Raw genomic sequence first — 23360 nt, 5'->3', positions numbered from 1 at the left:
TCCACCGGACCTGCACCGCACCGCAGGCGACTTGCCATACTGTCTGCGGACGCGAGACCTACGCGAGCACCACGAAGACCTACCGGTTGGAGGACGACCCCGATGCCCATCGCCACCCCCGAGCAGTACGCGAAGATGCTGGACAGCGCCAAGAAGGGCGGCTACGCGTTCCCCGCGATCAACTGCACCTCATCCGAGTCGATCAACGCGGCCCTCAAGGGCTTCGCCGACGCGGGCAGCGACGGCATCATCCAGTTCTCGACCGGTGGCGCGGAGTTCGGTTCGGGTCTCGGTGTGAAGGACATGGTCACCGGCGCGGTGGCGCTCGCGGAGTTCGCCCACGTGGTGGCCGAGAAGTACGACGTCACCGTCGCGCTGCACACCGACCACTGCCCCAAGGACAAGCTCGACACCTACGTCCGCCCCCTGATCGCGATCAGCCAGGAGCGCGTCGACGCCGGACAGAACCCGCTGTTCCAGTCGCACATGTGGGACGGCAGCGCCGTGCCGCTCGAGGAGAACCTCGAGATCGCCAAGGACCTGCTCGCGAAGTCGGCCGCGGCGAAGATCATCCTCGAGATCGAGATCGGCGTGGTCGGCGGCGAGGAGGACGGCGTCGAGAACGAGATCAACGACAAGCTGTTCACCACCGCTGACGACTTCGAGAAGACCGTCGACGCGCTCGGCGCCGGCGACGCGGGCAGCCGCTACCTGCTGGCCGCCACCTTCGGCAACGTCCACGGCGTCTACAAGCCGGGCAACGTGAAGCTCAAGCCCGAGGTCCTCAAGACCGGCCAGGAGGTCGCGGTGAAGAAGCTGGGCTCCGGCGCCGGCGACAAGCCGTTCGACTTCGTCTTCCACGGCGGCTCGGGCTCGCTGAAGAGCGAGATCGAGGAGGCGCTGAGCTACGGCGTCATCAAGATGAACGTCGACACCGACACCCAGTACGCGTTCACCCGTCCGCTCGCCGGGCACATGTTCGCCAACTACGATGGTGTCCTCAAGGTCGACGGCGACGTGGGCAACAAGAAGGTCTACGACCCGCGCAGCTACCTCAAGAAGGCCGAGGCCGGGATGACCGAGCGCGTCATCGAGGCCTGCAACGACCTCAAGTCGGCCGGGAAGTCCATCAGCGCCTGATCTCCCGCACGACACGACGCGGCCCCCGATCGATTCGATCGGGGGCCGCCGTCGTTCGGACTGTCGCCGGCGAAGACGGGGATCAGCCTGTGGTGCAGACCTTCCAGTCGCCGTTCTCGTTGCGCAGCCGCACCGAGACCGGCGTGGTCGTGTTCGGGGTGCGCGCGCTCGCGGCGAGGAGCTCGACGATCGCGGTGTTCGGATCGACGATCTTCGACGCCTGCACCTTCCGGACCACGACGAGCTCGTTGTTCGCCTTCTGCGTCTCGAACTGCTGGCGGAACGCGTCGTCGGCGACACCGTCATAGAACTGCTTGCGCTCACCGCACGTGACCGACCGCAGCGTGGCGAGATCGCCGTCGCCCAGCGCCGTGGCGTATTTCATCGCCGACGACGCGGCACGATCGGCCTGCGGCTCACTCGGCTCGCCCCGCGTCGCGAACACCGCGATGACCACCGCCGCGACCGCGATCACGATCACCGCGATCGACGACACCCACAGCAACGTCCGCCGCGACCGTCCGGTGCTCTCGGGCTTCGGCGTCGTCGCCGGCGGGATGTACTGCGGTGCAACGGTGTCCGATCGCCACGGTCCGTCGTCAGGACGTACGGGCTCCGGATGGGTGTCGGCCTCCGGCTCGTCGACGGGCGCGGGTGTCGGCGCTGCCTGCGTCTCGGGCTCGGGCTCGGGTTCCGGCTCGGCGTCGCTCTCGGGCTCAGGGGTCGGCTCCGGTTCCACGGTCGCCACCGGCTCGTCGGCGGTCGCCTCCGGCTCTGTGTCGCGGGTCGCCTCCGGCTCCGTCTCGTGGGTCGCCTCCGGCTCCGTGTCGAGGGTCGCCTCCGGCTTCGTGGCCGGCTCGTCGACGGGTGTCGGGTCGGCCTCCGGCGCGGTCTCGGGTTCCGGCGCGGTCTCGGGTTCCGACTCGCCGTCGGCGTCCGGCTCGGTCTCGGCGACCGACTCCGACTCGGGCTCGGGCGCAGCCGCGGCGTCCGGCTCGTCGGTCACCGCGTCGTCGTCGGTCGTGGACCCGGCCTCGGATGTGTCGACGGCGTCCGCAGACCCCTCGGGCTCGTCGGGATCCTCCGCGACGGGATCCGCTGCGTCGGGGTCGGAGTCCTCGTCGTCGGAGTCGGTTCCGGTGGCGTCCTCGTGATCGGCCCGCGGGGCGCGGTCGACGTCCGAGGGTTCCGCCTCGACACCGGACGCGTCCTCGACCTCGGCGCGAGGCGTCGCCGGGACACCCTGCTCGGTCTTCGGGGTGGGGATGGTCGGCTGGGAGACAGGGGGTTCGGACGGGGTGCGGCGCAGACGTCGCAGAGCGGAGAGGGCCTTGCCGACTCCTGTGGAACCGGTGTCATCGGGATGCGACATGGTGCTGCCTCGCCTTCGTCATCACGCTCGCGTGTCGGGTCGCCTCTCCTGACGCACCGCGCGCCGGGAGGTGTCGACCGCGTCGCTCACCCTATCGAAGGACGCGGCGATCGTGAGGTGCCGGCGTACCCCGACCAGCCACGTCGTGTGCACAATGGGGCGGTGACGTCCTTCGGAGATCTCCTCGGCCCCCAGCCCACCCTGCTCACCGGTGACGACGACGCCGAATCGGACCTGCTCGCGGGCACCGACCCCAAGTCGGTCGCCGCCGCACACCCCACCGCCTCCATCGCGTGGGCCCACCTCGCCGAGGCGGCCATCGATTCGGGCGAGACGATCACCGCCTACGCCTACGCGCGCACCGGCTATCACCGCGGCCTCGATCAGCTCCGTCGCCACGGGTGGAAGGGCTTCGGGGCCGTGCCGTGGAGCCACGAGCCCAACCGCGGCTTCCTGCGGTGCGTGGCCGTCCTCGCGCGCGCTGCGCAGACCATCGGCGAAGAAGACGAGTACCTGCGCTGCCTCGACCTGCTCAACGACAGTGACCCGGCGGCGGCAGCGGAACTCGGCCTCGCCTGACCCCGGTCGCGCCGATCACGGCGCCTCCGGTGCGGCGAGTCGAGACGCTGTCGCGGCATCGCTGCGCACCCGTCACAACCGGCTGCCGCCCGCGATCCGTACCCGCACGCGGCGGGTCTGGTACTCGCTGCTGCCGATAGCCCAGTGCTCGATCGCCGCGGGTGTCGCCTGGTTCATCGCCTTCGACCTCGTCGGCCACTCGCGGCCCTTCTTCGCACCTATCGCGGCGGTGCTGTCGCTCGGGTTGTCGCTGGGTCAGCGCTGGCGGCGGGCGGTGGAGATGGTCGGCGGTGTCACCGTCGGCATCGGTGTCGGCGATCTCATCATCAGCGTCATCGGCACCGGCGCCTGGCAGATCACGGTGGTCGTCGCCCTCGCGATGACCGTCGCGGTCTCCCTCGATCGCGGTCCGCTGGTGCCCATCCAGGCCGCCAGTTCGGCGGTGCTCGTCGCCACCCTGCTGCCGCCGGGAGGGCCGGCGGGGGTGAACCGCATGATCGACGCGCTCATAGGTGGACTGGTCGGTCTGGTCATCGTCGCGCTGATACCCACCCATCCGGTGTTGCGCGCCCGTCGTGACGCCGCGTCGGTCCTGGCGACGATGGGTCTCGTCGTCCAGGGCGTCGTCGACGGTCTGCGTGCCTCCGACGCCCAGCTGATCTCCGAGGCGCTGGCCCGCGCCCGCGGTACGCAGGGCGCGATCGACACGATGCGCTCGGACATGAGCGGCGGTCGCGAGATCAGCCACATCTCGCCGCTGTACTGGAACTCGCGAGACCGGTTGTCGCGGTTGGAGGCAACGGCCGACCCCATCGACAACGCCGTGCGCAACATCCGGGTGATGGCGCGACGCGCGCTCTCGGGGATCCAGCACGGCGAGACCATGCACGACGACGTCATCGACGTGCTCGCCGAGGTGGTAGGTGCGCTCGACGTCGTGCGGCAGATGTTGCTCGCCGACCCGGGGGACTCACCCGACGGCGCCGACGCCGCACGCGTGTTGCGCACCATCGCGCGCAAGGCGAAGCCCGAACTCGTCGCCGACAGCGGCCTGTCGGAGACGGTGATCCTCGGTCAGTTGCGATCGATCCTCGTCGACCTGCTGATGGTCGCCGGCCTCAAGCGCGAATCGGCGATCGCCACCCTGCGTTGACCGCCGGGTGTTGTCATACATGCGTGAGTGCGCATATATTGATCGGCATGGGGCACACACACGGCCACTCGCACTCCCATGCGCCGACCGCAGCCGACGGTTCGACCCGTCGTCTCTGGCCGATGGTGGCCGGGATGGGGATCATCGCGACGTTCTTCGTCGTCGAGGTCATCGCCGGCGTGTGGGCGAACTCGTTGGCGCTCCTCGCCGACGCGGGTCACATGCTCACCGACGTCGTCGCGATGGCGATGGGACTCGTGGCGCTGCTGCTGGCCCGCCACGGGAAGTCCGACGGTGAGAAGACGTTCGGCTGGCATCGCGCCGAGGTGTTCACCGCCGTCGCCAACGCCGTGCTGCTGATCGGTGTCGCCATCTTCGTGCTCTACGAGGCGTTCGAGCGACTCGGCTCCGACCCACAGGTCCCCGGGCTGACGCTCATCATCGTGGCGCTGGCGGGCCTGGCCGCGAATCTCGTTGTCATGCAACTGCTCCGCAGTGACTCGCAGGACAGCATCGCCGTGCGCGGCGCGTACATGGAGGTGCTCGCCGACGCGGTCGGCAGCGTCGGCGTGCTCGTCGCCGGCATCATCGCGCTCACCACCGGATGGGGCTACGCCGACATCGTGGTCGCCGTCCTGATCGCGCTGTGGGTCGCGCCGCGGGCCAGTCGCCTGGCGCTCGACGCGCTGCGGATCCTGTCGCAGCGTGCCCCCGCGCACGTCGACGTCGAGGCCGTGCGATCCGAACTCGAGGCGCTGCCGCAGGTGCACGACGTGCACGACCTCCACATCTGGACGCTGACCACAGGGATGGACGTCACGACCGTGCACCTCGGCAGCGACCACCCCAACGGCGAGGTCCTCATCGCGGCGCGCGAGGTCCTCGAACGTCATGGTCTCGACCACGCCACCGTGCAGGTCGACCCCATCGAGATCCAGAAGCGGTGCCATCGCGACCTCACCTGGTGATCGGGGGGCGGCCGCGGTAACTCGGTGGCGGTCGTGACCGCGGGCCACGAAGATGGTCGCCATGAGCACCGACGCGCTGACGCGACTGCACCGCAAGCCCGATCGCGCGGGTGACCGCGCGCTGCTCGACGAGATCCTCGACGAGGTGAAGGTGGGCACCCTGTCGACGGTGATCGAGGGGCTGCCGTGGTCGGTGCCGATGTTGTTCGCCCGCGACGGTGACCGGATCCTGATCCACGGTTCCACCGGCGCAGGAGCGCTGCGACACGTCGCCGCCGGCGCGCCGGTCACGCTCACCGCTTTCGTCCTCGATGGCCTCGTCGTCGCCGACACGCTGTTCGACCATTCGGCGAACTACCGCTCGGCGGTCGTGCGGGGGACTCTCGACGAGGTCGACGTCGATCCCTCGCACGCGTTGGACGTGCTGTCGGACAAGCTGATTCCCGGTCGCCCCGACGAGGTGCGTACGCACACCGGCAAGGAGATGGCCGCCACCGCGGTCCTGGCGTTGCCGATCCTGGACGGCCAGTGGATCACCAAGGCGCGCAGCGGTCCGCCCGGCGAGCCCGAGGATGCCTCGCAGTGGACGGGTGTGGTCCCTGCCCGAATCACCTACGACCGACCGATCACCGCAACGGGAGACGAGCCGCCGACCTCGGTTCGGAGCCTCGTGTCGGGGTGACCGATGAGCCGATCGCGTGGCAGTTGATCGGATCGCGTACACGACCATCACCGCACCGCGTCGGTGTGTGCGCATGGTCCACGCCGGTCCCTACCGGTGACGATTGTGTGCGGGGCTGACCGGTCACCAGGGTACGACCGGCGCATCACCCTGTGAGCGCGTCGATCCGGCGTCGCACCGCGGTGGCGCCGACCTCGTCGGCGGCGCGGCGGGCGCGGTCGAGCGACTTCTCCGAGGCGCGACCATCGCGGCGTTGCTCGAGGAGCGCGACGAGATACAGCGTCTCGGCGTACCAGCCGTCGAAGCCGCGCTCGCGGTGCGCGACACGGGCGTCGTCGAGATGGTCGGCAGCGCGGTCGAATTCGTCGAGAGCGATCGACAGTTCGCCGAGGTGGTGGTGCACCGTCCCGTACACCGACGCCCAGGAGATCGTGTTCTCGTCGGGGTGGGCCGAGAGGATCTCGTAGGCGACATCGCAGACCTCGGTGTTGCCGACCTGGGCGGCGACACGGCCGATGGTCGCGATCGTCGCCAGCCAGATGTTGTTGACCGGGATCTTCTCGATCCGCGGACGGTCGTACCACGCGACGAGATCGGCCGCGGCGTCAGCGTCGCCGACGTCGACGAGAGCCGTTGCGAGACAGGCGCGATAGGTGTCGACGATATCGAATCGCTCGGTGAGGGCCGCGCGGGCGTCGGCCACCTCGCTCATGTCACCCCGCAATGTGCGCAGGGCGACGACCGGCCCGAGGAGACGGCCGAAGGTGTAGCTCTCCAGCGGCGGCGACGGGATGTCGAGCATGTCCGCGAGCCGGCCGTCGCAGCGGTCGAGACGGCCGGCGGCCAGATCGATGGCGAACCTGAGGTAGCTCGCGAGCCAGGTCAATTCCGGATCGCGCGACACCTGGGCGTCGGTGAGCACGGCCGCGGTCCTGTTCGCGGCCTGCAGGTCGCCGTACTCGATCTGCTGTCGGGCGATCCACACCGCGACCAGAGGATCGATACGGCGATCGGGGGAACCGGCGAGCAACTCCATCAATTCGTCGTAGGACTGACGTCGGAACGCCGCGCACTGCGGAACGCGCAGTGCCACCACCACAGCCGACAGTGCGGTCACGAGTGCACGACGATCGCCCGCCGCGCGTGCGGCGCCGATGGCGCGCACCAACAGGGTCTGCCGTGTGGTGTGGTCGGAGACCCAGATCAGCTCGATGGCCAACTGCGACAACAGACGGGCGGCGTCGCCCGAGTTCCCGCGGCCGACCTTCTCGAGCGCGTCGAGGGCGTCGTACAGATCGGCGATGCGCTCACTGTCGGAGTGGAGGTGGACGTAGAGGATCCCCTGCAGATCGTTGGCGAGTGTCGCGGTGACCTGCAGGTCGACGTCACCGAGTCGCCGTGCCATGTCGGTCGCCCCGAGAAGCGTCGCCCGGAACCCGGGATCGCGGGCTTTCCGTTGAGCCCGACCGAGATCGACCCACAGGCGGCACCGGTCGGCGGAGTCGCCGCGGGGGATGAGACGTCGTTCGGCGCTGCGGTAGAACGCGACCGAGTCCTCGTACGCCCCCAGCGTCATGGCGGAGGTACCCGCGCGCCACCAGTACGACACCGCGCGCGCCCGGTCGGCGTCGCGCCCGCGGCTGAGGTGGTGGGCGAGGCGTGCGTACTCCTCGGGCACCCCGACCTCACCCAGGTCGGTCAGGGCGCGGGCGACACGCGAGTGCAGCTCGGCCCTCCGCGTGCCGGCGATCTCGGCGTACACCGCCTCCTGCACCAGTGGATGTCGCAGGACCACGGTGGTGCCCTCGGCCGAGTCGATGATCAGCCGCTGGCGGACCAGATCGTCGAGGGCCTCGGCGAAAGCGTGGTCGGTGAGTGCGGCGGTGACCGTTCGCAGCACGATCCGCGGCGCGACCATGCCCACCACCGAACACAACTGCAACACCTCGCGGGCGTCACCGGTCAGCAGCCGCTCTCGCTGGGCGACCGATTCCGCGATCGACGACGGGAGCGACTCGCCGGATCCCGAGAGATGGGAGGCGATCAGCGACTCCACGAACAGCGGGAGACCGCGGGTGCGCTCGACGAGGGTCACCGGGTCGAGGGCGGCACCCGACGCCTCGATGATCGCACCGACCTCCGCGACGCTGAGTCCGGCGAGTCTGATCCGACGCAGTCCTGTCGAACGCTCCGCGCCGGCGAGGGTCGAACGCACCTCGGTGTCGTCGAGGAACTCGTCACGCACCGTGGCGATGACGCACAGGCGGCTGCGGCTCGAGGCGTGGATCAGGTAGCGGATCACCGCCGATGTCGCCGGCGACGCCCAGTGCAGATCCTCGATCACCAGCACGGTGGGCCCCCGGCGGGTGGAGGTGGTGAGCCACTCGAGGACCGCTGTCGTGATCGTCGCCCGGTCGTCGTGCAGCGGTGGTTCGGGTGTGACGTCGGGGAAGCGGTGGGCGGCCTTGGGGATGAGGTGGAAGATCCCGGCACCGGTGTCGCGCAGTCTCTCCCGGGCCACGTCTGCGCCGGCGGCGTCTAGGTCGTCGCCGATCGCCTCGACCAGGGGCTCGAAGGGTACGACCGCCTCCTCGGAGCACCGACCGAACAGGACATCCGCGCCGGCCGCCCGTGCCTGGTCCATCGCGGCGTGGGCGACGGTGCTCTTCCCCGAGCCGGCCTCCCCGGAGATGATCACGACCTGCCCGGCGCCGCGGGAGGCGCGAGCGACGGCATCGGAGATCGCCGTCAGCTCCGTGGCACGGCCGATCACCCCCGCCGACCGGGGCGGGCCCGACGGGGTGTCGCCGCGCAGGACGGCGAGGAAGAGCTCCTCGGTCGCCGCCGACGGCGCCACCCCCAGTTCGTGGGAGAGAACCTGTCGACAGTTCGCGGCCACCTGGAGTGCGCGTCCCCGCTCCCCGAGCCCCATGTGTCCACGGATGGCCGTCCGGTAGGCGCTCTCGCGCAGGGGGTCGATCGCGATGAGCCGCTCCGCAGAGGAGATCGCGGCCTCGTACTCGGCGAGACGCAGCGAACCCTCCGCGTTCACCTCGTGGGCGCGGACACGCAGAGCGTCGGCCTCCGCGCGCAGTTCGTCGGCCCAACCGCCCTCGACGTCGCGCAACACCGGGCCGTCGAGGAGCCGGAGCGCCGTGCGCGCGTCCTGCACGGTCACGGTGTCGTCGGGACTTGGATCGCAACACCCGCGGGCGAACTCGAGGTCGGTGACCGAGCCGTCGGGCAGGGTCAGTCGGACGTTCCCGGCGCGCGAACGCACGGTGTCGGGGGGCATGCCGGCCATCTCGAGCGCGTCGCGCACGCGGGACAGGACTCCGCGCACCGCCGAGTTCCACGACTGGGGTCGCAGCGCCGGCCACAGCACGTCGGCCAGTTCCTCGAGGGTCACCTCGCGGTGGCGATTGACCGCGAGGTAGCCGAGCACGATGTCGCACCGTCGCCCGCCCACCACGCGGGGGTGCACGACCCGGTCGCGGTGCGTGACGGCGACCTCGCCGACGAGCCGAACGGCGAGCTCCATGCCGTCGGTCGTCATCACTCCACGATAGAGCAGCTCACCCCCGCATCACGACGAGGTCGTGTCCGGTGCGCGACGCCAATATCGCTCCGATCCCGGACAATTGGACACTGGGCGGCGCCGGCGCCACGGTGCCGACGCATCGCTCGCCGTGGCCAGGGGGCGCACCCAGATCGTGGATCAGCGCCAGAACACGACCAGGTCGTAGCCGATGGAGGCAAGTGCCGAACTGACCCCCGACAACTCGAAGAGCCAGTAGACGAGGTCGAAGAATGCCCGGTTGACCGGGGGCAGCAGGAGGATGAGGAAGACGACCAGGAAGCCGTACTGCCCGATGGGTGCGATCGATCGCCGCGTCTGCATCGAGAGGTACGGCTCGATGGCGCCGTAGCCGTCGAGGCCGGGGATCGGGATCAGGTTGAGCACCGCGGCCGTGATCTGCAGGAACGCCAGCATCCCGAGCGCGGAGTAGAGGTTTATGCTCGACTGATCGATCGTCGCCACCTGCGACCGGATGTAGGCCAGCAGGGCGACGGCCACCACGATGTTCGCGAACGGTCCGGCCAACGACACGATCGTGCGCTGCGCCCTGGTGAACCCGGCCTGGTTGACGTAGACCGCACCGCCCGGGAAACCGATGCCGCCCAACAGGATGAGCACGAGCGGGAACGCGATCGACAGCCCGGGATGGGCGTATCTGCGCGGATCGAGGGTGAGGTAGCCACGGTTCTCGGCGCCCGCGTCGCCGAACGCGAAGGCGGTCACCGCGTGTCCGAACTCGTGCAGGCACAACGAGATCACCCAACCGCCGACGACCAGCAGCAGCGCGCCGATGATCGACGTGGCGTTGCGGCCCGGTTCCGAACTCGCCAGCACGACACCACCGGCGACGGTCGCGGCGACCACGCCGACGAACACCGGCCCGGGTCGGACCGCCCGCGCGATCTGGGTCGCCGTGCTCATGTGGTGATCCTGTTCGTGGGGGAGACCAGCTTCCAGTCCTCGTGATGGCGGTAGATGGTGGAGCGCTTGACCGGTCGGTCGGCGCGCACGCCGTCGCGTTCCACGACGATGTCGATGCCGCCGGTCTGCACCGCGCGCCCGGCGATCCACTTCTGCCGGAACCGCTTCTGCAGAGCGCCCTCGACACCGGGCTCCGCCCTCGTGGGGCGGATCAGCACGGTCGTGATCTCGCCCAGGGCCAGTCGCTCGCTGTCGACGATCGATTCGCCGGTGAAAGGCGCGCCGTTCTCGCCGAGGTGGCGGGCGCCGCCGATGATGACGACCGCGGCGTCGTCGCGGATCAGCGGGACGGTGACGGCGGTGCCGGTGAGCGCGAGGTCGACCGCGGCCGTGCCGTGGGGGAGGCCCCACGCCGCGGTACCCTGGGTCGCGGCGGGCGCGACGTAGGCGATCTCGACGTCGAGCCGTTCGGCGATCATCAGCCGCGACACCACGCCGCCGCAGAACGCGTCGGGGAGTTCGGCGCCGCCCACCACGATCACGCGGTCGACGTCGAGCGGCGCCATGGCCTTGGCGACGCCGGCGCGCAGGGAGTCGCGGTCGAGGCCTGCCCGGGTGACCGTGAGGTGGGCCAGGTCATCGGGGAGAACGGCATCGTTCGCGCACATCACGCTGATGGTCATGGGGTGGTCCGTCACCTTCGTCGGCCTGCGACCCACACCGTCGCGCCGTGGTCGGCGTGGGCCGACGCGCGGGCAGCGAAGCGGTATCTGTCGTACAAAGCCAGTAGGGTTGTCCCACGGTTCGGGTATGCCCGTTCCGGAAGGAGCGCGTGGAGATGCCTGCGATCGTACTGATCGGTGCACAGTGGGGCGATGAAGGTAAGGGCAAGGCCACCGACCTGCTCGGCGAGAAGCTGCAGTGGGTGGTCCGTTACCAGGGCGGCAACAATGCCGGCCACACCGTCGTCCTCCCCAACGGCGACAAGTTCGCCCTACACCTGATCCCGTCGGGCATCCTGACGCCCGGTGTGAAGAACGTGATCGGCAACGGTGTCGTGGTCGATCCGGGGGTCCTGCTCACCGAGCTCGGGGGCCTCGAGGACCGCGACGTCGACACCTCGGGCCTCATCCTCTCCGCCGACGCACACCTGCTGATGCCGTATCACGTGGCCATCGACAAGGTCACCGAGCGATTCCTGGGCAACAACAAGATCGGCACCACCGGCCGTGGCATCGGTCCCTGCTATCAGGACAAGATCGCCCGCGTGGGTGTCCGCGTCGCCGACGTGCTCGACGAGAAGATCCTCACCCAGAAGGTCGAGGCGGCTCTCGAGATCAAGAACCAGATCCTCACCAAGATCTACAACCGGCGCGCACTCGACCCGCAACAGGTGGTCGAGGAGGTGCTCGGCCAGGCCGAGGGCTTCACCCATCGCATCGCCGACGCCCGACTGCTGCTCAACCAGGCACTCGAACGCGGCGAGACCGTGCTGCTCGAGGGCTCGCAGGGCACCCTGCTCGATGTCGACCACGGCACCTACCCGTACGTCACGTCGTCGAACCCGACGTCGGGTGGCGCCTCGGTCGGTTCCGGTATCGGACCCACCCGCATCACCACGGTGCTGGGGATCCTCAAGGCCTACACCACCCGCGTCGGGTCGGGCCCGTTCCCGACCGAGCTGTTCGACGAGTGGGGCGAGTACCTCGCCAAGACCGGCGGCGAGGTGGGTGTCACCACCGGCCGAGCGCGTCGCTGCGGCTGGTTCGACGCCGTGATCGCCCGTTACGCAACGCGTGTCAACGGCATCACCGACTACTTCCTCACCAAGCTCGATGTGCTCTCCAGCCTCGACACCATCCCGATCTGCGTCGCCTACGACGTCGACGGCGAGCGTGTCGACGACATGCCCATGACGCAGACCGGTTTCCACCACGCGAAGCCGATCTACGAGGAGATGCCCGGCTGGTGGGAGGACATCTCCGGCTGCCGCACGTTCGAGGATCTGCCGAAGACCGCGCAGGACTACGTGCTTCGCCTCGAAGAGCTTGCCGGCGCATATATCTCGTGCATCGGCGTGGGGCCGGGACGCGATCAGACGATCGTGCGCCGCGAGATCCTCTAGTCGCCGATGGGCACGTCCGGCTCCGACGACCTCCGCGATGTCGAACCGATCGAGGGGCGTCCGTGGATCTCGCGGATCTCCACCCCGTCGAGTCGCGTACGGATCGGTATCGCGATCGTCGGTGTGCTCGCGATCATCGGAGTCGCGGTGCCGCTGTTCATCTCACTGTTCAGCGGCGGCGATGCGCCCGACGCGGCGGCCCCGTCGACCACGGCGTCTCCGGTCGGTTCGGTCGTGCGCTCGGCGGAGCCGATGTACTCGAGCCCGGGGGAGTGCATCTCGCTGACGAAGGAGCCGGCCGGCATCGTCCCGGCGAAAGCCGACTGTGGCGCTTCGCAGTTCACGTTCATCGTCGCCACGGCCCTGCAGTCGTCGTCGGGTGACTGCGGTGTCGGCCACTACTCGCAACTCACCCAACCCGGTTTCGGCAAGCTCTGCATCCTGCCGAACTTCACCGCCGGCCAGTGCTATCTGATCCCCGGGGCGCGGGGCACGCTGGTCGACTTCCGTCGCGCACAGTGTGATTCGTCGGCGACCATCCGAGTGGCCGGCAGGGTCGCCGCTCCTACCATCGACTGCCCCGGCGGCGAGACGATCTCGTTCTCCCGGCCGTCGCCCCTGACCTACTGCCTCACCGCACCCCGCTGAATCGGCAAGGTCGAGGCTATGCTGACTGTGCGGAAACGGCCGGTCGGGTGGTGCTGGTTGTGCTGACTGTGTGGAAACGGCCGTCGAGTGTGCTCACACCACACCGCACGCCGACAACGAAACAGCGCACACTCGGCGTCCGGCTTCCGCACCGTCAGCGGTAGTAGAACGCAACCAGACGAGCGAAATGCACTAGCGTTCAACACTATTCACTACAATCAACCACCCACACCTCGAACATCCGTGCTAACCTGGATGTACAGAACCACCTGGGGAGGGGGCAGCGGTGAACGATCTCTTGGCGAACTACGCTGCCATCGAACACATCCTGGACCACATGGACGATGCCTCCTCCGACGCCTACGACGAGGAGACTGTCGCCGAGGTGGCGATCCGACACGAGCGCATCATGCGGCGCATGGAATCCGCCGGCAACCGCCGCATCCTGGAGGTCTCCGATCGCGATGCGCACCGCGCGGCGGGGTGCGTGACTCTGACCGAGTTCCTGCAGACGAAACTGCGGATCACCCACCCGAAGAAGCGTCTTCAGGCCGTCCAGGCGTTGGAACCGATGCACGCGATGACCGGTGAGAAACTGCCACCGGTGTGCCCGAACACCGCTCGTGAACTCGCCGCCGGAACGATCGGCCCCGACCACGTGCACGCGGTACTCGACGTGATCAAGAAGATCCCGTCAGCGGTGGATGCCGAGCGTCGTGCGTTCGCCGAACAGACTCTCGCCGAGTTCGCGACGACGTTGACGCCGAAAGAGATCAGCGCCGCCGGAGTCCGGATCCTCGCCCACCTCGACCCCGACGGACAACTCACCGACGACCGTGACCGCGCGCGGAACCGGAAACTGAACCTCGGGTGCCAGGACTCGCAGTTGATGTCGAAACTGACCGCCACGTTGGATCCGATCACCCGTGCTCTGTTCGACGTGGTGTTGGCGAAGTGGGCCGCGCCGGGGATGAACAACCCCGACGACGACCAATCACCGAAAGGCGATCACGCCGACGCCGACCCGCAGTTGCTGAAGGACGCAGCTGATCGGGACTGCCGCTCGCAGAGCCAACGCAACCACGACGCCTTCAAGGCTCTGTTGGATGCCGCGGTCAACGGTGGACTCCTCGGTGGCTCGCACCGCGGGTTGCCGCCACAGATCATCGTCTCCATCACCGACGCACAGCTCCGGGAGCACGCCGGTGTCGCACGCGCCGCGACCGGTACCGACTTGCCGGTATCCGACGTGATCAAACTGGCCGCCGACGCCCAAACCCACCTCGCGGTGTTCAGCGATGTCACAGGCGAACCCTTGTTCTTCGGCCGCGGCCGACGCCTCGCCTCACAAGCGCAACGGTTGATGGCCTTCGCCCAGTACCGCGGCTGCAGCAAAGACGACTGCACGACACCGTTCGCGCACACCGAAATGCACCACGCCGAAGCCGATTGGGCCGACGGCGGAAACACCGACTCCACCGACATGGCACCCGCATGCGGACGCCACAATCGGGCCGTCGGACCTGAACCCCACCAGTGGAGCACCGAGAAGATCACCGACGGTCCCGACCGCGGCCGCTACGGCTGGCGACGCAACACCGACCCACCCGACCGACTGCGCGCCAATCAGCTGCACCGGATCAACGAACTGATCGAGCGATACCGGTGCCCACCTGACGCCGTCCCGACGGTGAGTCGGGCGTTCGACATCACCTGGCCTGGGTTCGAGCTGTATCCGGCGGCGTAGCGGTGGCCGGGTTATGCCGCTGCTCGACTTTCCACACACTCAGCACCACCGCTCGGGTCGGGTTTCCGCGCGGTCAGCCTAAGCGGCCACCAAGTTGTAACCCCGTGTTCGTGTCACCGGGGAAGGATTCGAGCGTGTCCGTCTCCCGTCGTACGTTCCTGCGCTCCTCCGCCGCCGCGGGCCTGCTGATCCCCGCCGCCGGACTCCTCGCGCCCCAGGCGGTCGCGAGCCCGGCCCTGATCCGCGCCCGTCCGACGCTCACCCACGGCATCGCCTCGGGCGACCCGCGACCCGACGGTGCCCTGATCTGGGCGCGGTCGGACATCCCGGCGCGGATGATCGTCGAGACGTCGCTGTTCGAGAACTTCACCTTCGCACGCCGCTTCGTGGGCCCGATGGTCACGCCCGCCACCGACGGCACCGGACGCGTCCGCGTCACCGGGCACCCCGCCGGCGCGACCATCCACTACCGCGTCATCCTCGAATCCGACCGCGGCACCCGGTCGCGGCCGCTCACCGGCACCTTCCGCACCGCGCCCGTCCTGCCCGGGGCGATCACGATCAACTGGTCCGGCGACGTCGTCGGTCAGGGCTGGGGCATCAACGAGGCCATCGGCGGCCTGCACGGCTTCTCCACCCTCGCCGACCGTAACGCCGACCTGTTCATCCACTCCGGCGACACCGTCTACGCCGACGGCCCCCTGAAGGAGACGGTCACCCTCGACGACGGCCGCGTGTGGCGCAACGTGGTCACCGAGGCCAAATCCGATGTCGCACAGACCCTCGACGAGTTCCGCGGCAACCACAGCTACAACATGTCCGACACCAACTACCGCCGGTTCGCCGCCTCGACCACGCAGCTGGTGCAGTGGGACGACCACGAGACGTTCAACAACTGGTTCCCCGGCGAGATCGTCGCGAACCCGGCCTACACGCAGGAGCGCCGCGCCGACGTCCTCTCGCGTCGCGCACTCCAGGCGTTCCACGAGTGGCAGCCGGTCACCCCGGTCGATGCCGTCGACGGCCGGGTCTACCGCAAGGTGTCCTACGGTCCGCTGCTCGACATCTTCATCCTCGACATGCGCAGCTACAAGGACTCGAACTCCCACGCCCGCAACGCCTCCGGCCACATCCTCGGTGCGCGCCAGGCGAAGTGGCTCACCGACGGGCTGAACTCGTCGCGTGCGGTGGTGGAAGATCGTGGCCAACGACCTGCCGCTCGGCATCGTCGTCCCCGACACCACCTACGGCGACAAGGACGGCATCGAGGCCGTCGCCCAGGGTGACAACGGGAAGCCGCTGGGTCGCGAAACCGAACTGGCGCAGATCCTCTCGCGCACCAGAAACGTGCGCAACGTGGTGTGGCTGACCGCCGACGTGCATTACACCGCGGCCAACCGCTACGACCCGTCGCGCGCGGCCTACACCGACTTCCACCCCTTCTGGGAGTTCGTGTCGGGACCGTTGCACGCGGGTGCGTTCCCGGCCGGGAAGCTCGACGGCACCTTCGGCGTCGACCAGGTGTTCGTCCATGCACCGACGACCGCGAACGTCTCGCCGATCACCACGGAGTTCCAGCATTTCGGTGAGGTCCGCATCGACGGGTTCGGCACCACCATGACCGTCGACCTCTGCGACACCAGTGGTCGCGTCCTGCACCGCACCGATATCCGCCGGGAGTAGCGCCTCGCCGGGGTAGATTGCTCCCAAGCCACCCCGGCGGATGCCTGCGGTGGACGTCGGAGCAGGGAGCCATGGGACGCAACCGCCGGAACGCCGATTTCGGGTCGGTCATCCTGGGCTCGGTCGACGACAGCCCGCGCAAACAGCGCATCCGCATCCAGATCCTGCTGACCGGGTCGATCGTCATCTCCAACACCATCGGCGCGATCATGGCCGTGGTGCTGGCCAGCGTCGGCATCCCCGAACCGTCGGTGTTCGAGTCGAAGTTCTGGTGGGTCAACTTCATCGCCCTGCCGATCTACGTTCTCGCCGCGCTGGTCTTCGGCGTCATCATCGGGACCACGTTGATCGTGCGTCAGCTCCGCTGGGCGATCAAAGACCGCGAACCCACCCGCAAGGAGGCGCGTCGTGCGCGCCGCACCCCCTGGAAGCTGACCGCTCTGCAGGCGTCGTTCTGGATCGGCGCGATCATCATGTTCACCATCTGTTACGGGGTGCTCGACCCCGCGCTGATCCCGAAGATCTTCTTCGTCGTGGGTCTGTCCGGCACGGTGGTGTGCGCCATCTCGTACCTGCTCAGCGAGTTCTCCCTGCGCCCCATCGCGGCGCAGGTCATCAACGCCGACGTGAAACTGCGCCGCAAGCGGAGCGCCCTGCGGACCCGCGCTCTGATCTCGTGGTCGGTCGGGTCGGGGATCCCCATCGTCGGCATCTTCCTCGTCACCGGGTTCTCGTTGTTCCGCTCCGAGACCGACAAGGTCGACATCTTCACCGGCGTCACCGTGCTGGTGGCGACGGCCCTGTTCACCGGGCTGCTGCTCACCATCCTCAACACCACGCACGTGGTCGCCCCGATCCGCAGTGTGCGCGCGGGCATGAAGAAGGTCAGCGACGGCCACACCGATGTCGAGGTCGTGATCTTCGACGGCACCGAGCTCGGTGAGCTGCAGGCCGGGTTCAACTCGATGGTCACCGGTCTGCGGGAACGGGAGCGCCTGCAGGACCTGTTCGGTCGCCACGTCGGACGCGACGTCGCCGAGGCGGCCCTCACCAGCGACCCCGAACTCGGCGGCACCGAACGCACCGTCGCCGTGGTCTTCGTCGACGTCATCGGCTCCACCACACTGGCCTCGGAACGCTCGCCGTCGGAGGTCGTCTCGATCCTCAACCGGTTCTTCGCGGTGATCGTGCAGGAGGTCGAGGAGCGCAGCGGGCTGGTCAACAAGTTCGAGGGCGACGCCGTCCTCGCGGTCTTCGGAGCGCCCATCGATCTCGACGACTGCGCGGGCGCGGCGCTCGCGGCGAGCCGCGCGATCTCGCAGCGCCTGGCGCAGGAGGTCCCGGAGCTGAGTGCGGGCATCGGTGTCAGCTACGGCCCGGTGGTCGCCGGGAACGTCGGCGCCATCCAGCGTTTCGAGTACACCGTCATCGGCGACGCGGTGAACGAGTCGGCCCGCCTGAGCGAACTCGCCAAGCGTGACCCGACCCGACCGCTCGCGTCCGAACGAGCGGTGCGTGCGGCCGACGCCGAGTCGGGGCACTGGGAGGAACAGGAATCGGTGAGCCTGCGGGGCCGCACCGAGGAGACGATCGTCTTCGCCGCGACACCGCCCGCCACCCCGGCCGGCGACGCCGAGTCCGCGGGTGACAGGACCGACGGGGACGTCGACTCCTCCACAGCCGCGTCGGTCTGACTTTGTGACGCTGCCCGGGCGTGGTGCCGGGAGGCTCGAAGTGACCTAGATTCGGTATTCATGATCAGCAGAGAAGACGCCATCGGACCCGATGCCCGATTGTCGTGGGTCCTCGCCGCCGTGGCCGGGATGATCGGGGCGGCAGCGTTTCTCGATTCCGACGGCTACTTCGTCACGTTCATGACCGGCAACACCGAGCGCATGGCGCTCCAGGGGTTCGAGACGACCCGCGCGCGGGGTGTGATCGGCCCCACCGCCCTGAACGCGGGCTTCATCATCGTCGCGTTCGTCGCCGGGGTGTTCGTCGCGATGTACTGCCGTCGCCGCTTCTGGAGCAACCACCCGCACGGCACCACGGTGCTCACCACCATCGGTCTGTTCGTCGCCGGGATGACCGATCTGGTGCTCAGCGGGTTCAAGGAGAACAACGTCACCTATTGGCCGATCATCATCGTCGCGTTCTCCGTCGGGGCCCTCAATGCCGCGTTCGTGAAGAACGGCGAGGTGTCGATCCCGCTGAGCTATGTCACCGGGACACTGGTGAAACTGGGACAGGGGATGGAACGTCACTTCCGCGGTGGCGGCACGGTCTACGACTGGCTCGGCTACGCGCTCCTCTACGCCGGGTTCATCGTCGGCGCGGTGTTCGGCGGCATCGTCGGAACCATCATCGACAGCGGCTACCTGCTCTTCGGGGCGGCCGCGCTGTGTGGCGCGGCGACGCTGGTGACGTTCTTCCACACCGACCGAAAGACGCTGCTCGGCTAGATCACTCGCCCGATCGCGACCGGCGGTCGGAGAGTCCCTCGGCGAGGTCGAGCTGACTGAGCACGCGGCGCATCACCTCGTCGTCGATGCGTCCGGCGTCGCGTTCGGCGATGAACACCTCGCGTTGGATCTGCAGCAGTTCGGTGCGGATGCGGTTCACCGCGACCGTCGGACTCTCGCCCAGCTCGTCCTCACCACGACCGAGCTCCTCCCACGCCAGGTTCTTGCGTGACCGCAACCAGCGACGCAGGATGTCGACCTGCTCGTGCATGGCGTCGTTCTCGTCGATCTCCTCGGCCAACTCGTTCAACCGGGCGCCGGCGGCCCGGCCGGCCCGATCCTGGGCGGCGGCCAACGCCAGGAGGTCCGAGCGTCGCTCGTTGCTCTGCACACCCAGGCGTCGGATGAGCCACGGCAGGGTGGTGCCCTGGAGCAGCAGTGTGCCGACGGTGACCACGAAGGTGAGGAAGATGATCTCGTCGCGGGCGGGGAACGCCGAGCCGTCCTCGGTGGTCAGCGGGATCGCGAACGCCGCGGCCAGACTCACCACCCCGCGCATACCGGACCACGCGACGACGAACACCGCTCCCGCCGGCGGGGCACTCTCCCGTTCGCGCAGTTTCGCGGAGAACATCCGCGGGAGGTAGGTGGCCGGGAACATCCAGATCATGCGGACCACGATCACCGTGGCGAGAACGGCGACGGCCGCCCAGATGATGGCGCCGACGGAGTGCCCGCGCAGACCGCGGATGACCTCGGGGAGCTGCAGGCCGATGAGCAGGAACACGAACGACTCGAGCATCACGTCGATCGACCGCCACACCGCGCTGTCCTGCAGACGGGTGGCGTACCCCTCGCGGGCCGAGCGCTGGCCGAGGTAGAGCCCGACGACCACGACCGCGATCACACCCGAGGCGTGCACCTCCTCGGCCACGAAGTAGGTGGCGAAGGGGATGACGATGCCGAGCGCGGTCTCCATGGGCGGGTCGGTGAGCCACTGTCGGATCTTCGACACCACCACCCCGAGGACGAGCCCCACCACGACACCACCGATGGCGGCCTCGGCGAACAGGGCGATGCCGCCCCATACGCTCGTCGTCGCGCCGACCGCCGCACCGAGCGCGAGCCGGTAGGCGGTCAGTGCGGTCGCGTCGTTGAGCAGGCTCTCGCCGCCGAGCAGCGTGGTGACCTTGCGGGGCAGTCCGAGCCGACGGCCGATCGCGGTGGCCGACACGGCGTCGGGTGGCGCGACGACCGCCCCGAGAACCAGTGCGGCGACCAACGGCAGCTGCGGCAGCGACCAGTACGCGACGAACCCGACGACCACGGTGGTGACGAGAGGCAGTGCCACGGCCAGCAGGCCGATGGCGCGGATGTTGCGGCGCAACGCCACATACGAGCTGTCCTGGGCCGCGGAGTAGAGCAGCGGCGGCAGGATGATGAACAGCACGACATCGGGGTCGAGGCCCACGATCGGCAGCCCGGGGATCCAACTGATGCCCAGACCGACGAGCACCAGGATGAGTGGTGAGGCGAGCTGGTAGCGGCGGGCCAGTGCCGCGACGGCCAGCGCGGCGACCACCACCACGAGGATCGAGGCGTCCATGGGGGCTGACACTATCCCGGCTGGCGGTATCCGCTCGACGAGAACTCCTCGCGCGGATCCCGGTTCGGTGACCAGGTGGCCGGATGCCCGTCGGATACGGGACACTGTGCAGGTGCGATCCATACGACGATCGGTGATGCACCGACTGATCGGCCCGTCAGATGTGGCCTCCGGCACGCCCGAACCCGAGGCGTGCGCGGACCTGCTCGCGACCTCGGCCGACCCCACCGGCGACCCCGTGCGTGGCCGCCCCGATCAATGCGAGGGCTGCGAGGCCGAGGGCGTCGAGCACTGGGCTCATCTGCGTCGGTGCCTGACCTGCGGATACATCGGGTGCTGCGATTCGAGCCCCCGTAAGCACGCGACCGCCCACCACGCGAGCTCGCAGCATCCCGTGATGCGCTCGGCCGAGCCGGGCGAGACGTGGCGCTGGTGCTACGTGCACGCCGAGCTCGGCTAGAGCCGGCCCGAGAAACGAGAGAACCATGACCTCCCCCGGCCCGCGACCCACCCCGCGCCCCGGTGCGCCCGTCCCCGGTGCGCCTCCTCGTCCGCCGGTGTCGCGTCCGCCCACCGGCCGTGGCCCGGTTCCGCCGCGGCCCGGCACCCCACCCCCGCCGATCCCACCTGCGGCCATCGGTCCCGTGCCCGCCGGCTCGCCGCGGATCGGGACGCCTCTGTCACCCTCGGCGACGCGCGTGATGCTCCTCGGTGCCGGTGAGCTCGGCAAAGAGGTCGTGATCGCGTTCCAGCGTCTGGGCGTCGAGGTGATCGCCGTCGACCGCTATCACAATGCTCCCGGTCATCAGGTCGCCCACCACGGCTTCGTGATGGACATGACCGACCACGACGCGTTGCTCGGACTCATCGAGGATCAGCGCCCGGACTACGTGGTGCCCGAGATCGAGGCCATCGCCACCACCGCGCTCGAGGAGGCCGAGCGTCGCGGCATCACCGAGGTGATCCCCACCGCCCGCGCCACCTCGCTGACCATGAACCGCGAGGGCATCCGTCGCCTCGCCGACTCCGAGCTGGGCCTGCCGACGTCGGCCTATGCCTTCGCCGATTCGCTCGAACAGCTCACCGCCGCCGCCGACCGCGTCGGATACCCGTGTCTGGTGAAACCGACGATGTCGTCGTCGGGCAAGGGCCAGTCGATGCTGCGGGGTCCCGAGGATCTCGCCGCGGCGTGGGAGACGGCGGCGTCGGGTGCGCGCGTGGCCGGTGGCCGCGTGATCGTCGAGGGATTCGTCGATTTCGACTACGAGATCACCCTGCTCACCGTGCGCGCGGTCGATCCCGCGACCGGCACCCTCACCACCCACTTCTGCGCGCCGATCGGTCACCGCCAGGAACGCGGCGACTACGTGGAGAGTTGGCAGCCGCAACCGATGAGCCCGGTGGCGCACGGCGCGGCGATGTCGATCGCAGCGCGCATCGTCACCGCGCTGGGTGACGGAAAGTTGGGCGGCCGAGGCATCTTCGGTGTCGAGATGTTCGTCAAGGGCGATGACGTCTACTTCTCCGAGGTGAGCCCCCGCCCGCACGACACCGGCCTGGTGACACTGGCGACCCAGCGTCTCTCGGAGTTCGAGATGCACGCCCGCGCCATCCTCGGACTGCCTGTCGACGTCACCCTGGCCAGCCCGGGTGCGTCGGCGGTCATCTACGGCGGGCGCGACGAGGCGGCCATCGGATTCGAGAACGTCGCCGCGGCACTGACGATCCCCGAGACCGACATACGCCTGTTCGGCAAGCCCGAGAGTTACACCCGCCGGCGGATGGGGGTCGTGGTGGCCACGGCCGACGACATCGCCGGCGCACGTCGTCGCGCGAACGACGCTGCAGCACTGGTGCGTCCGGTCAGCACCGCGCCCACGCCGCCTCCCGCCCCGTCCGTCCTCGACGGTCCGCCCGTCGGACCGACCACCGATCGGATACCGGCGACCCCGGCGCCCGACGTCCCGGGGGTGTCGTCGGTGGGCGTCGACACCGAGCGCAGCCCGCTGGCGCGACCCGATGTCGACGAGAACGACGTGCAGGCACCAAGATCCGATGACAGGGAGCAGGATCGGCCCGACGCGGACTCGGCGACGACCGCCCTGTTCGACACCGCGTCCGAGGCACGCGAACCGGCATCGTCGGGCCGCAACACACCGGCGAACACGTAGATGTCGGTCGCCGGTGAGCTGATCGTCGCGCTCGTGATCGCCATCGGCCTCGTGGGCACGGTGATCCCGATGCTGCCCGGGCCCTCGCTCGTGGGACTGGCGATCGTGGTGTGGGCAGCCTTCGCCGGCGGATGGGCCTGGGCTGTCGCCGGGGTCGCGGTCGCGCTCATCGTGGCCGCCGCGGTGCTCAAATATCTCGTCGCGGGCTCGTCGATGAAGAAGTCGGGGATCTCCAACCGCACCATCATGATCGGCGGTCTCGTCGGCATCGTCGGGTTCTTCGTCATCCCGGTGATCGGCCTGCCCATCGGCTTCCTCGCCGGCGCGTTCGCCGCCGAGTGGGCCCCGGCGCGCAGCATCACCGCCGGACGTCGTGGCGCGATCGCCGCGGCCCGCGCCGCGGTCGTCGCGATCGGGATCGAGCTCACCGCATCGCTGTTCGCGGCCGGCACCTGGCTCACGGGCGCCATCGCCCTCTAGCCGCGAGTCGGGCCGTCGTTTACATCGGTTGGGCACGTAACGC

Annotated in this window: 18 protein-coding genes and 1 pseudogene; 14 read left to right on the top strand and 5 right to left on the bottom strand. The window is 69.1% G+C overall.

Features of this window, described 5'->3' with window-relative positions; genetic code table 11:
* Positions 1–102: 102 nt before the first annotated feature.
* Positions 103–1140 carry a class II fructose-bisphosphate aldolase gene (gene fbaA / locus OG579_RS09840; protein WP_328858976.1) on the top strand — a complete coding sequence of 346 codons (1038 nt, stop codon included), beginning with the start codon at positions 103–105 and terminating at the stop codon, positions 1138–1140.
* Positions 1141–1222: 82 nt separating this feature from the next.
* Here the strand turns inward: fbaA and OG579_RS09835 are convergent, their stop codons facing one another.
* Positions 1223–2512, bottom strand: a complete 1290-nt coding sequence (locus OG579_RS09835; RefSeq protein WP_328858975.1) for an Rv0361 family membrane protein — start codon at positions 2510–2512, stop codon at positions 1223–1225.
* Positions 2513–2674: 162 nt separating this feature from the next.
* On the opposite strand from OG579_RS09835, the gene OG579_RS09830 reads away from it, so the two are divergent.
* The 4 genes from OG579_RS09830 to OG579_RS09815 all read left to right on the top strand — a co-directional run bounded on the left by OG579_RS09830 (position 2675) and on the right by OG579_RS09815 (position 5894).
* Positions 2675–3091 (top strand): DUF3151 domain-containing protein, encoded by a 417-nt coding sequence (locus OG579_RS09830; protein WP_328858974.1) that lies wholly within the window; start codon positions 2675–2677, stop codon positions 3089–3091.
* A 61-nt stretch (positions 3092–3152) separates the two neighbouring features.
* A complete protein-coding gene (locus OG579_RS09825; protein ID WP_328859209.1) occupies positions 3153–4244 on the top strand; it encodes an FUSC family protein in 1092 nt (363 codons plus the stop codon).
* Between the two features lie 47 nt (positions 4245–4291).
* Positions 4292–5212, top strand: coding sequence for a cation diffusion facilitator family transporter (locus OG579_RS09820; RefSeq protein WP_328858973.1), 921 nt, complete (start codon positions 4292–4294; stop codon positions 5210–5212).
* Between the two features lie 61 nt (positions 5213–5273).
* Positions 5274–5894 (top strand): pyridoxamine 5'-phosphate oxidase family protein, encoded by a 621-nt coding sequence (locus tag OG579_RS09815; RefSeq protein ID WP_150116605.1) that lies wholly within the window; start codon positions 5274–5276, stop codon positions 5892–5894.
* A gap of 145 nt (positions 5895–6039) precedes the next feature.
* On the opposite strand, the gene OG579_RS09810 is transcribed toward OG579_RS09815, so the two are convergent.
* The 3 genes from OG579_RS09810 to OG579_RS09800 all read right to left on the bottom strand — a co-directional run bounded on the left by OG579_RS09810 (position 6040) and on the right by OG579_RS09800 (position 11063).
* Positions 6040–9450, bottom strand: coding sequence for an ATP-binding protein (locus OG579_RS09810; RefSeq protein ID WP_328858972.1), 3411 nt, complete (start codon positions 9448–9450; stop codon positions 6040–6042).
* 162 nt (positions 9451–9612) lie between these two features.
* Positions 9613–10395, bottom strand: coding sequence for a site-2 protease family protein (locus OG579_RS09805; protein ID WP_328858971.1), 783 nt, complete (start codon positions 10393–10395; stop codon positions 9613–9615).
* The gene (locus tag OG579_RS09800) at positions 10392–11063 is read right to left on the bottom strand and encodes a hypothetical protein (protein WP_408068819.1); all 672 of its coding nucleotides are present in this window, start codon (positions 11061–11063) and stop codon (positions 10392–10394) included. Before OG579_RS09800 ends, OG579_RS09805 begins: the two co-directional genes overlap by 4 nt.
* 170 nt (positions 11064–11233) lie before the next feature.
* Here OG579_RS09800 and OG579_RS09795 point away from each other — a divergent pair, with 170 nt between their 5' ends.
* The 6 genes and pseudogenes from OG579_RS09795 to OG579_RS09770 all read left to right on the top strand — a co-directional run bounded on the left by OG579_RS09795 (position 11234) and on the right by OG579_RS09770 (position 19060).
* Entirely contained in the window at positions 11234–12520 is a 1287-nt protein-coding gene (locus tag OG579_RS09795; protein ID WP_328858969.1) for an adenylosuccinate synthase, read from the top strand.
* A 6-nt stretch (positions 12521–12526) separates the two neighbouring features.
* Positions 12527–13168, top strand: a complete 642-nt coding sequence (locus OG579_RS09790; RefSeq protein ID WP_328858968.1) for a flagellar basal body-associated FliL family protein — start codon at positions 12527–12529, stop codon at positions 13166–13168.
* A 286-nt stretch (positions 13169–13454) separates the two neighbouring features.
* The gene (locus OG579_RS09785; protein ID WP_328858967.1) at positions 13455–14915 is read left to right on the top strand and encodes an HNH endonuclease signature motif containing protein; all 1461 of its coding nucleotides are present in this window, start codon (positions 13455–13457) and stop codon (positions 14913–14915) included.
* A gap of 134 nt (positions 14916–15049) precedes the next feature.
* A pseudogene (locus OG579_RS09780) lies at positions 15050–16598 on the top strand (alkaline phosphatase D family protein).
* Between the two features lie 71 nt (positions 16599–16669).
* Entirely contained in the window at positions 16670–18292 is a 1623-nt protein-coding gene (locus tag OG579_RS09775; protein WP_045824432.1) for an adenylate/guanylate cyclase domain-containing protein, read from the top strand.
* Between the two features lie 60 nt (positions 18293–18352).
* Entirely contained in the window at positions 18353–19060 is a 708-nt protein-coding gene (locus OG579_RS09770; RefSeq protein WP_045824431.1) for a YoaK family protein, read from the top strand.
* Position 19061: 1 nt separating this feature from the next.
* On the opposite strand, the gene OG579_RS09765 is transcribed toward OG579_RS09770, so the two are convergent.
* Entirely contained in the window at positions 19062–20666 is a 1605-nt protein-coding gene (locus OG579_RS09765) for a Na+/H+ antiporter (RefSeq protein ID WP_328858966.1), read from the bottom strand.
* A 136-nt stretch (positions 20667–20802) separates the two neighbouring features.
* Between OG579_RS09765 and OG579_RS09760 the strand changes: the two genes are divergently transcribed.
* The 3 genes from OG579_RS09760 to OG579_RS09750 are packed head-to-tail and all read left to right on the top strand — an operon-like array spanning position 20803 to position 23317.
* A complete protein-coding gene (locus tag OG579_RS09760) occupies positions 20803–21126 on the top strand; it encodes a UBP-type zinc finger domain-containing protein (protein WP_045824529.1) in 324 nt (107 codons plus the stop codon).
* A 25-nt stretch (positions 21127–21151) separates the two neighbouring features.
* Positions 21152–22837, top strand: coding sequence for a formate-dependent phosphoribosylglycinamide formyltransferase (gene purT / locus OG579_RS09755; RefSeq protein ID WP_328858965.1), 1686 nt, complete (start codon positions 21152–21154; stop codon positions 22835–22837).
* On the top strand, positions 22838–23317 hold the full coding sequence (locus OG579_RS09750; protein WP_328858964.1) for a DUF456 domain-containing protein: 480 nt from the start codon (positions 22838–22840) through the stop codon (positions 23315–23317). It abuts the gene before it with no gap.
* Positions 23318–23360: the final 43 nt, after the last annotated feature.

Origin of the sequence: Williamsia herbipolensis, from assembly GCF_036153515.1 — a bacterium.
GTDB classification, from domain to species: Bacteria; Actinomycetota; Actinomycetes; order Mycobacteriales; family Mycobacteriaceae; genus Williamsia_A; species Williamsia_A herbipolensis.
The sequence above is the reverse complement of the archived record's forward strand: the minus strand, read 5'-3'. Positions and strand labels throughout refer to the sequence as shown.

Excerpts from the sequence above, each read along its gene's own strand:
- OG579_RS09750 (WP_328858964.1), top strand. The coding sequence starts at position 22,838 with ATGTCGGTCGCCGGTGAGCTGATCGTCGCGCTCGTGATCGCCATCGGC.
- purT (WP_328858965.1), top strand. The coding sequence starts at position 21,152 with ATGACCTCCCCCGGCCCGCGACCCACCCCGCGCCCCGGTGCGCCCGTC.
- OG579_RS09770 (WP_045824431.1), top strand. The coding sequence starts at position 18,353 with ATGATCAGCAGAGAAGACGCCATCGGACCCGATGCCCGATTGTCGTGG.
- OG579_RS09795 (WP_328858969.1), top strand. The coding sequence starts at position 11,234 with ATGCCTGCGATCGTACTGATCGGTGCACAGTGGGGCGATGAAGGTAAG.
- OG579_RS09800 (WP_408068819.1), bottom strand. The coding sequence starts at position 11,063 with ATGTGCGCGAACGATGCCGTTCTCCCCGATGACCTGGCCCACCTCACG.
- OG579_RS09810 (WP_328858972.1), bottom strand. The coding sequence starts at position 9,450 with ATGACGACCGACGGCATGGAGCTCGCCGTTCGGCTCGTCGGCGAGGTC.
- OG579_RS09835 (WP_328858975.1), bottom strand. The coding sequence starts at position 2,512 with ATGTCGCATCCCGATGACACCGGTTCCACAGGAGTCGGCAAGGCCCTC.
- OG579_RS09820 (WP_328858973.1), top strand. The coding sequence starts at position 4,292 with ATGGGGCACACACACGGCCACTCGCACTCCCATGCGCCGACCGCAGCC.
- OG579_RS09765 (WP_328858966.1), bottom strand. The coding sequence starts at position 20,666 with ATGGACGCCTCGATCCTCGTGGTGGTGGTCGCCGCGCTGGCCGTCGCG.
- OG579_RS09815 (WP_150116605.1), top strand. The coding sequence starts at position 5,274 with ATGAGCACCGACGCGCTGACGCGACTGCACCGCAAGCCCGATCGCGCG.
- OG579_RS09805 (WP_328858971.1), bottom strand. The coding sequence starts at position 10,395 with ATGAGCACGGCGACCCAGATCGCGCGGGCGGTCCGACCCGGGCCGGTG.
- OG579_RS09775 (WP_045824432.1), top strand. The coding sequence starts at position 16,670 with ATGGGACGCAACCGCCGGAACGCCGATTTCGGGTCGGTCATCCTGGGC.
- OG579_RS09790 (WP_328858968.1), top strand. The coding sequence starts at position 12,527 with ATGGGCACGTCCGGCTCCGACGACCTCCGCGATGTCGAACCGATCGAG.
- fbaA (WP_328858976.1), top strand. The coding sequence starts at position 103 with ATGCCCATCGCCACCCCCGAGCAGTACGCGAAGATGCTGGACAGCGCC.
- OG579_RS09760 (WP_045824529.1), top strand. The coding sequence starts at position 20,803 with ATGCACCGACTGATCGGCCCGTCAGATGTGGCCTCCGGCACGCCCGAA.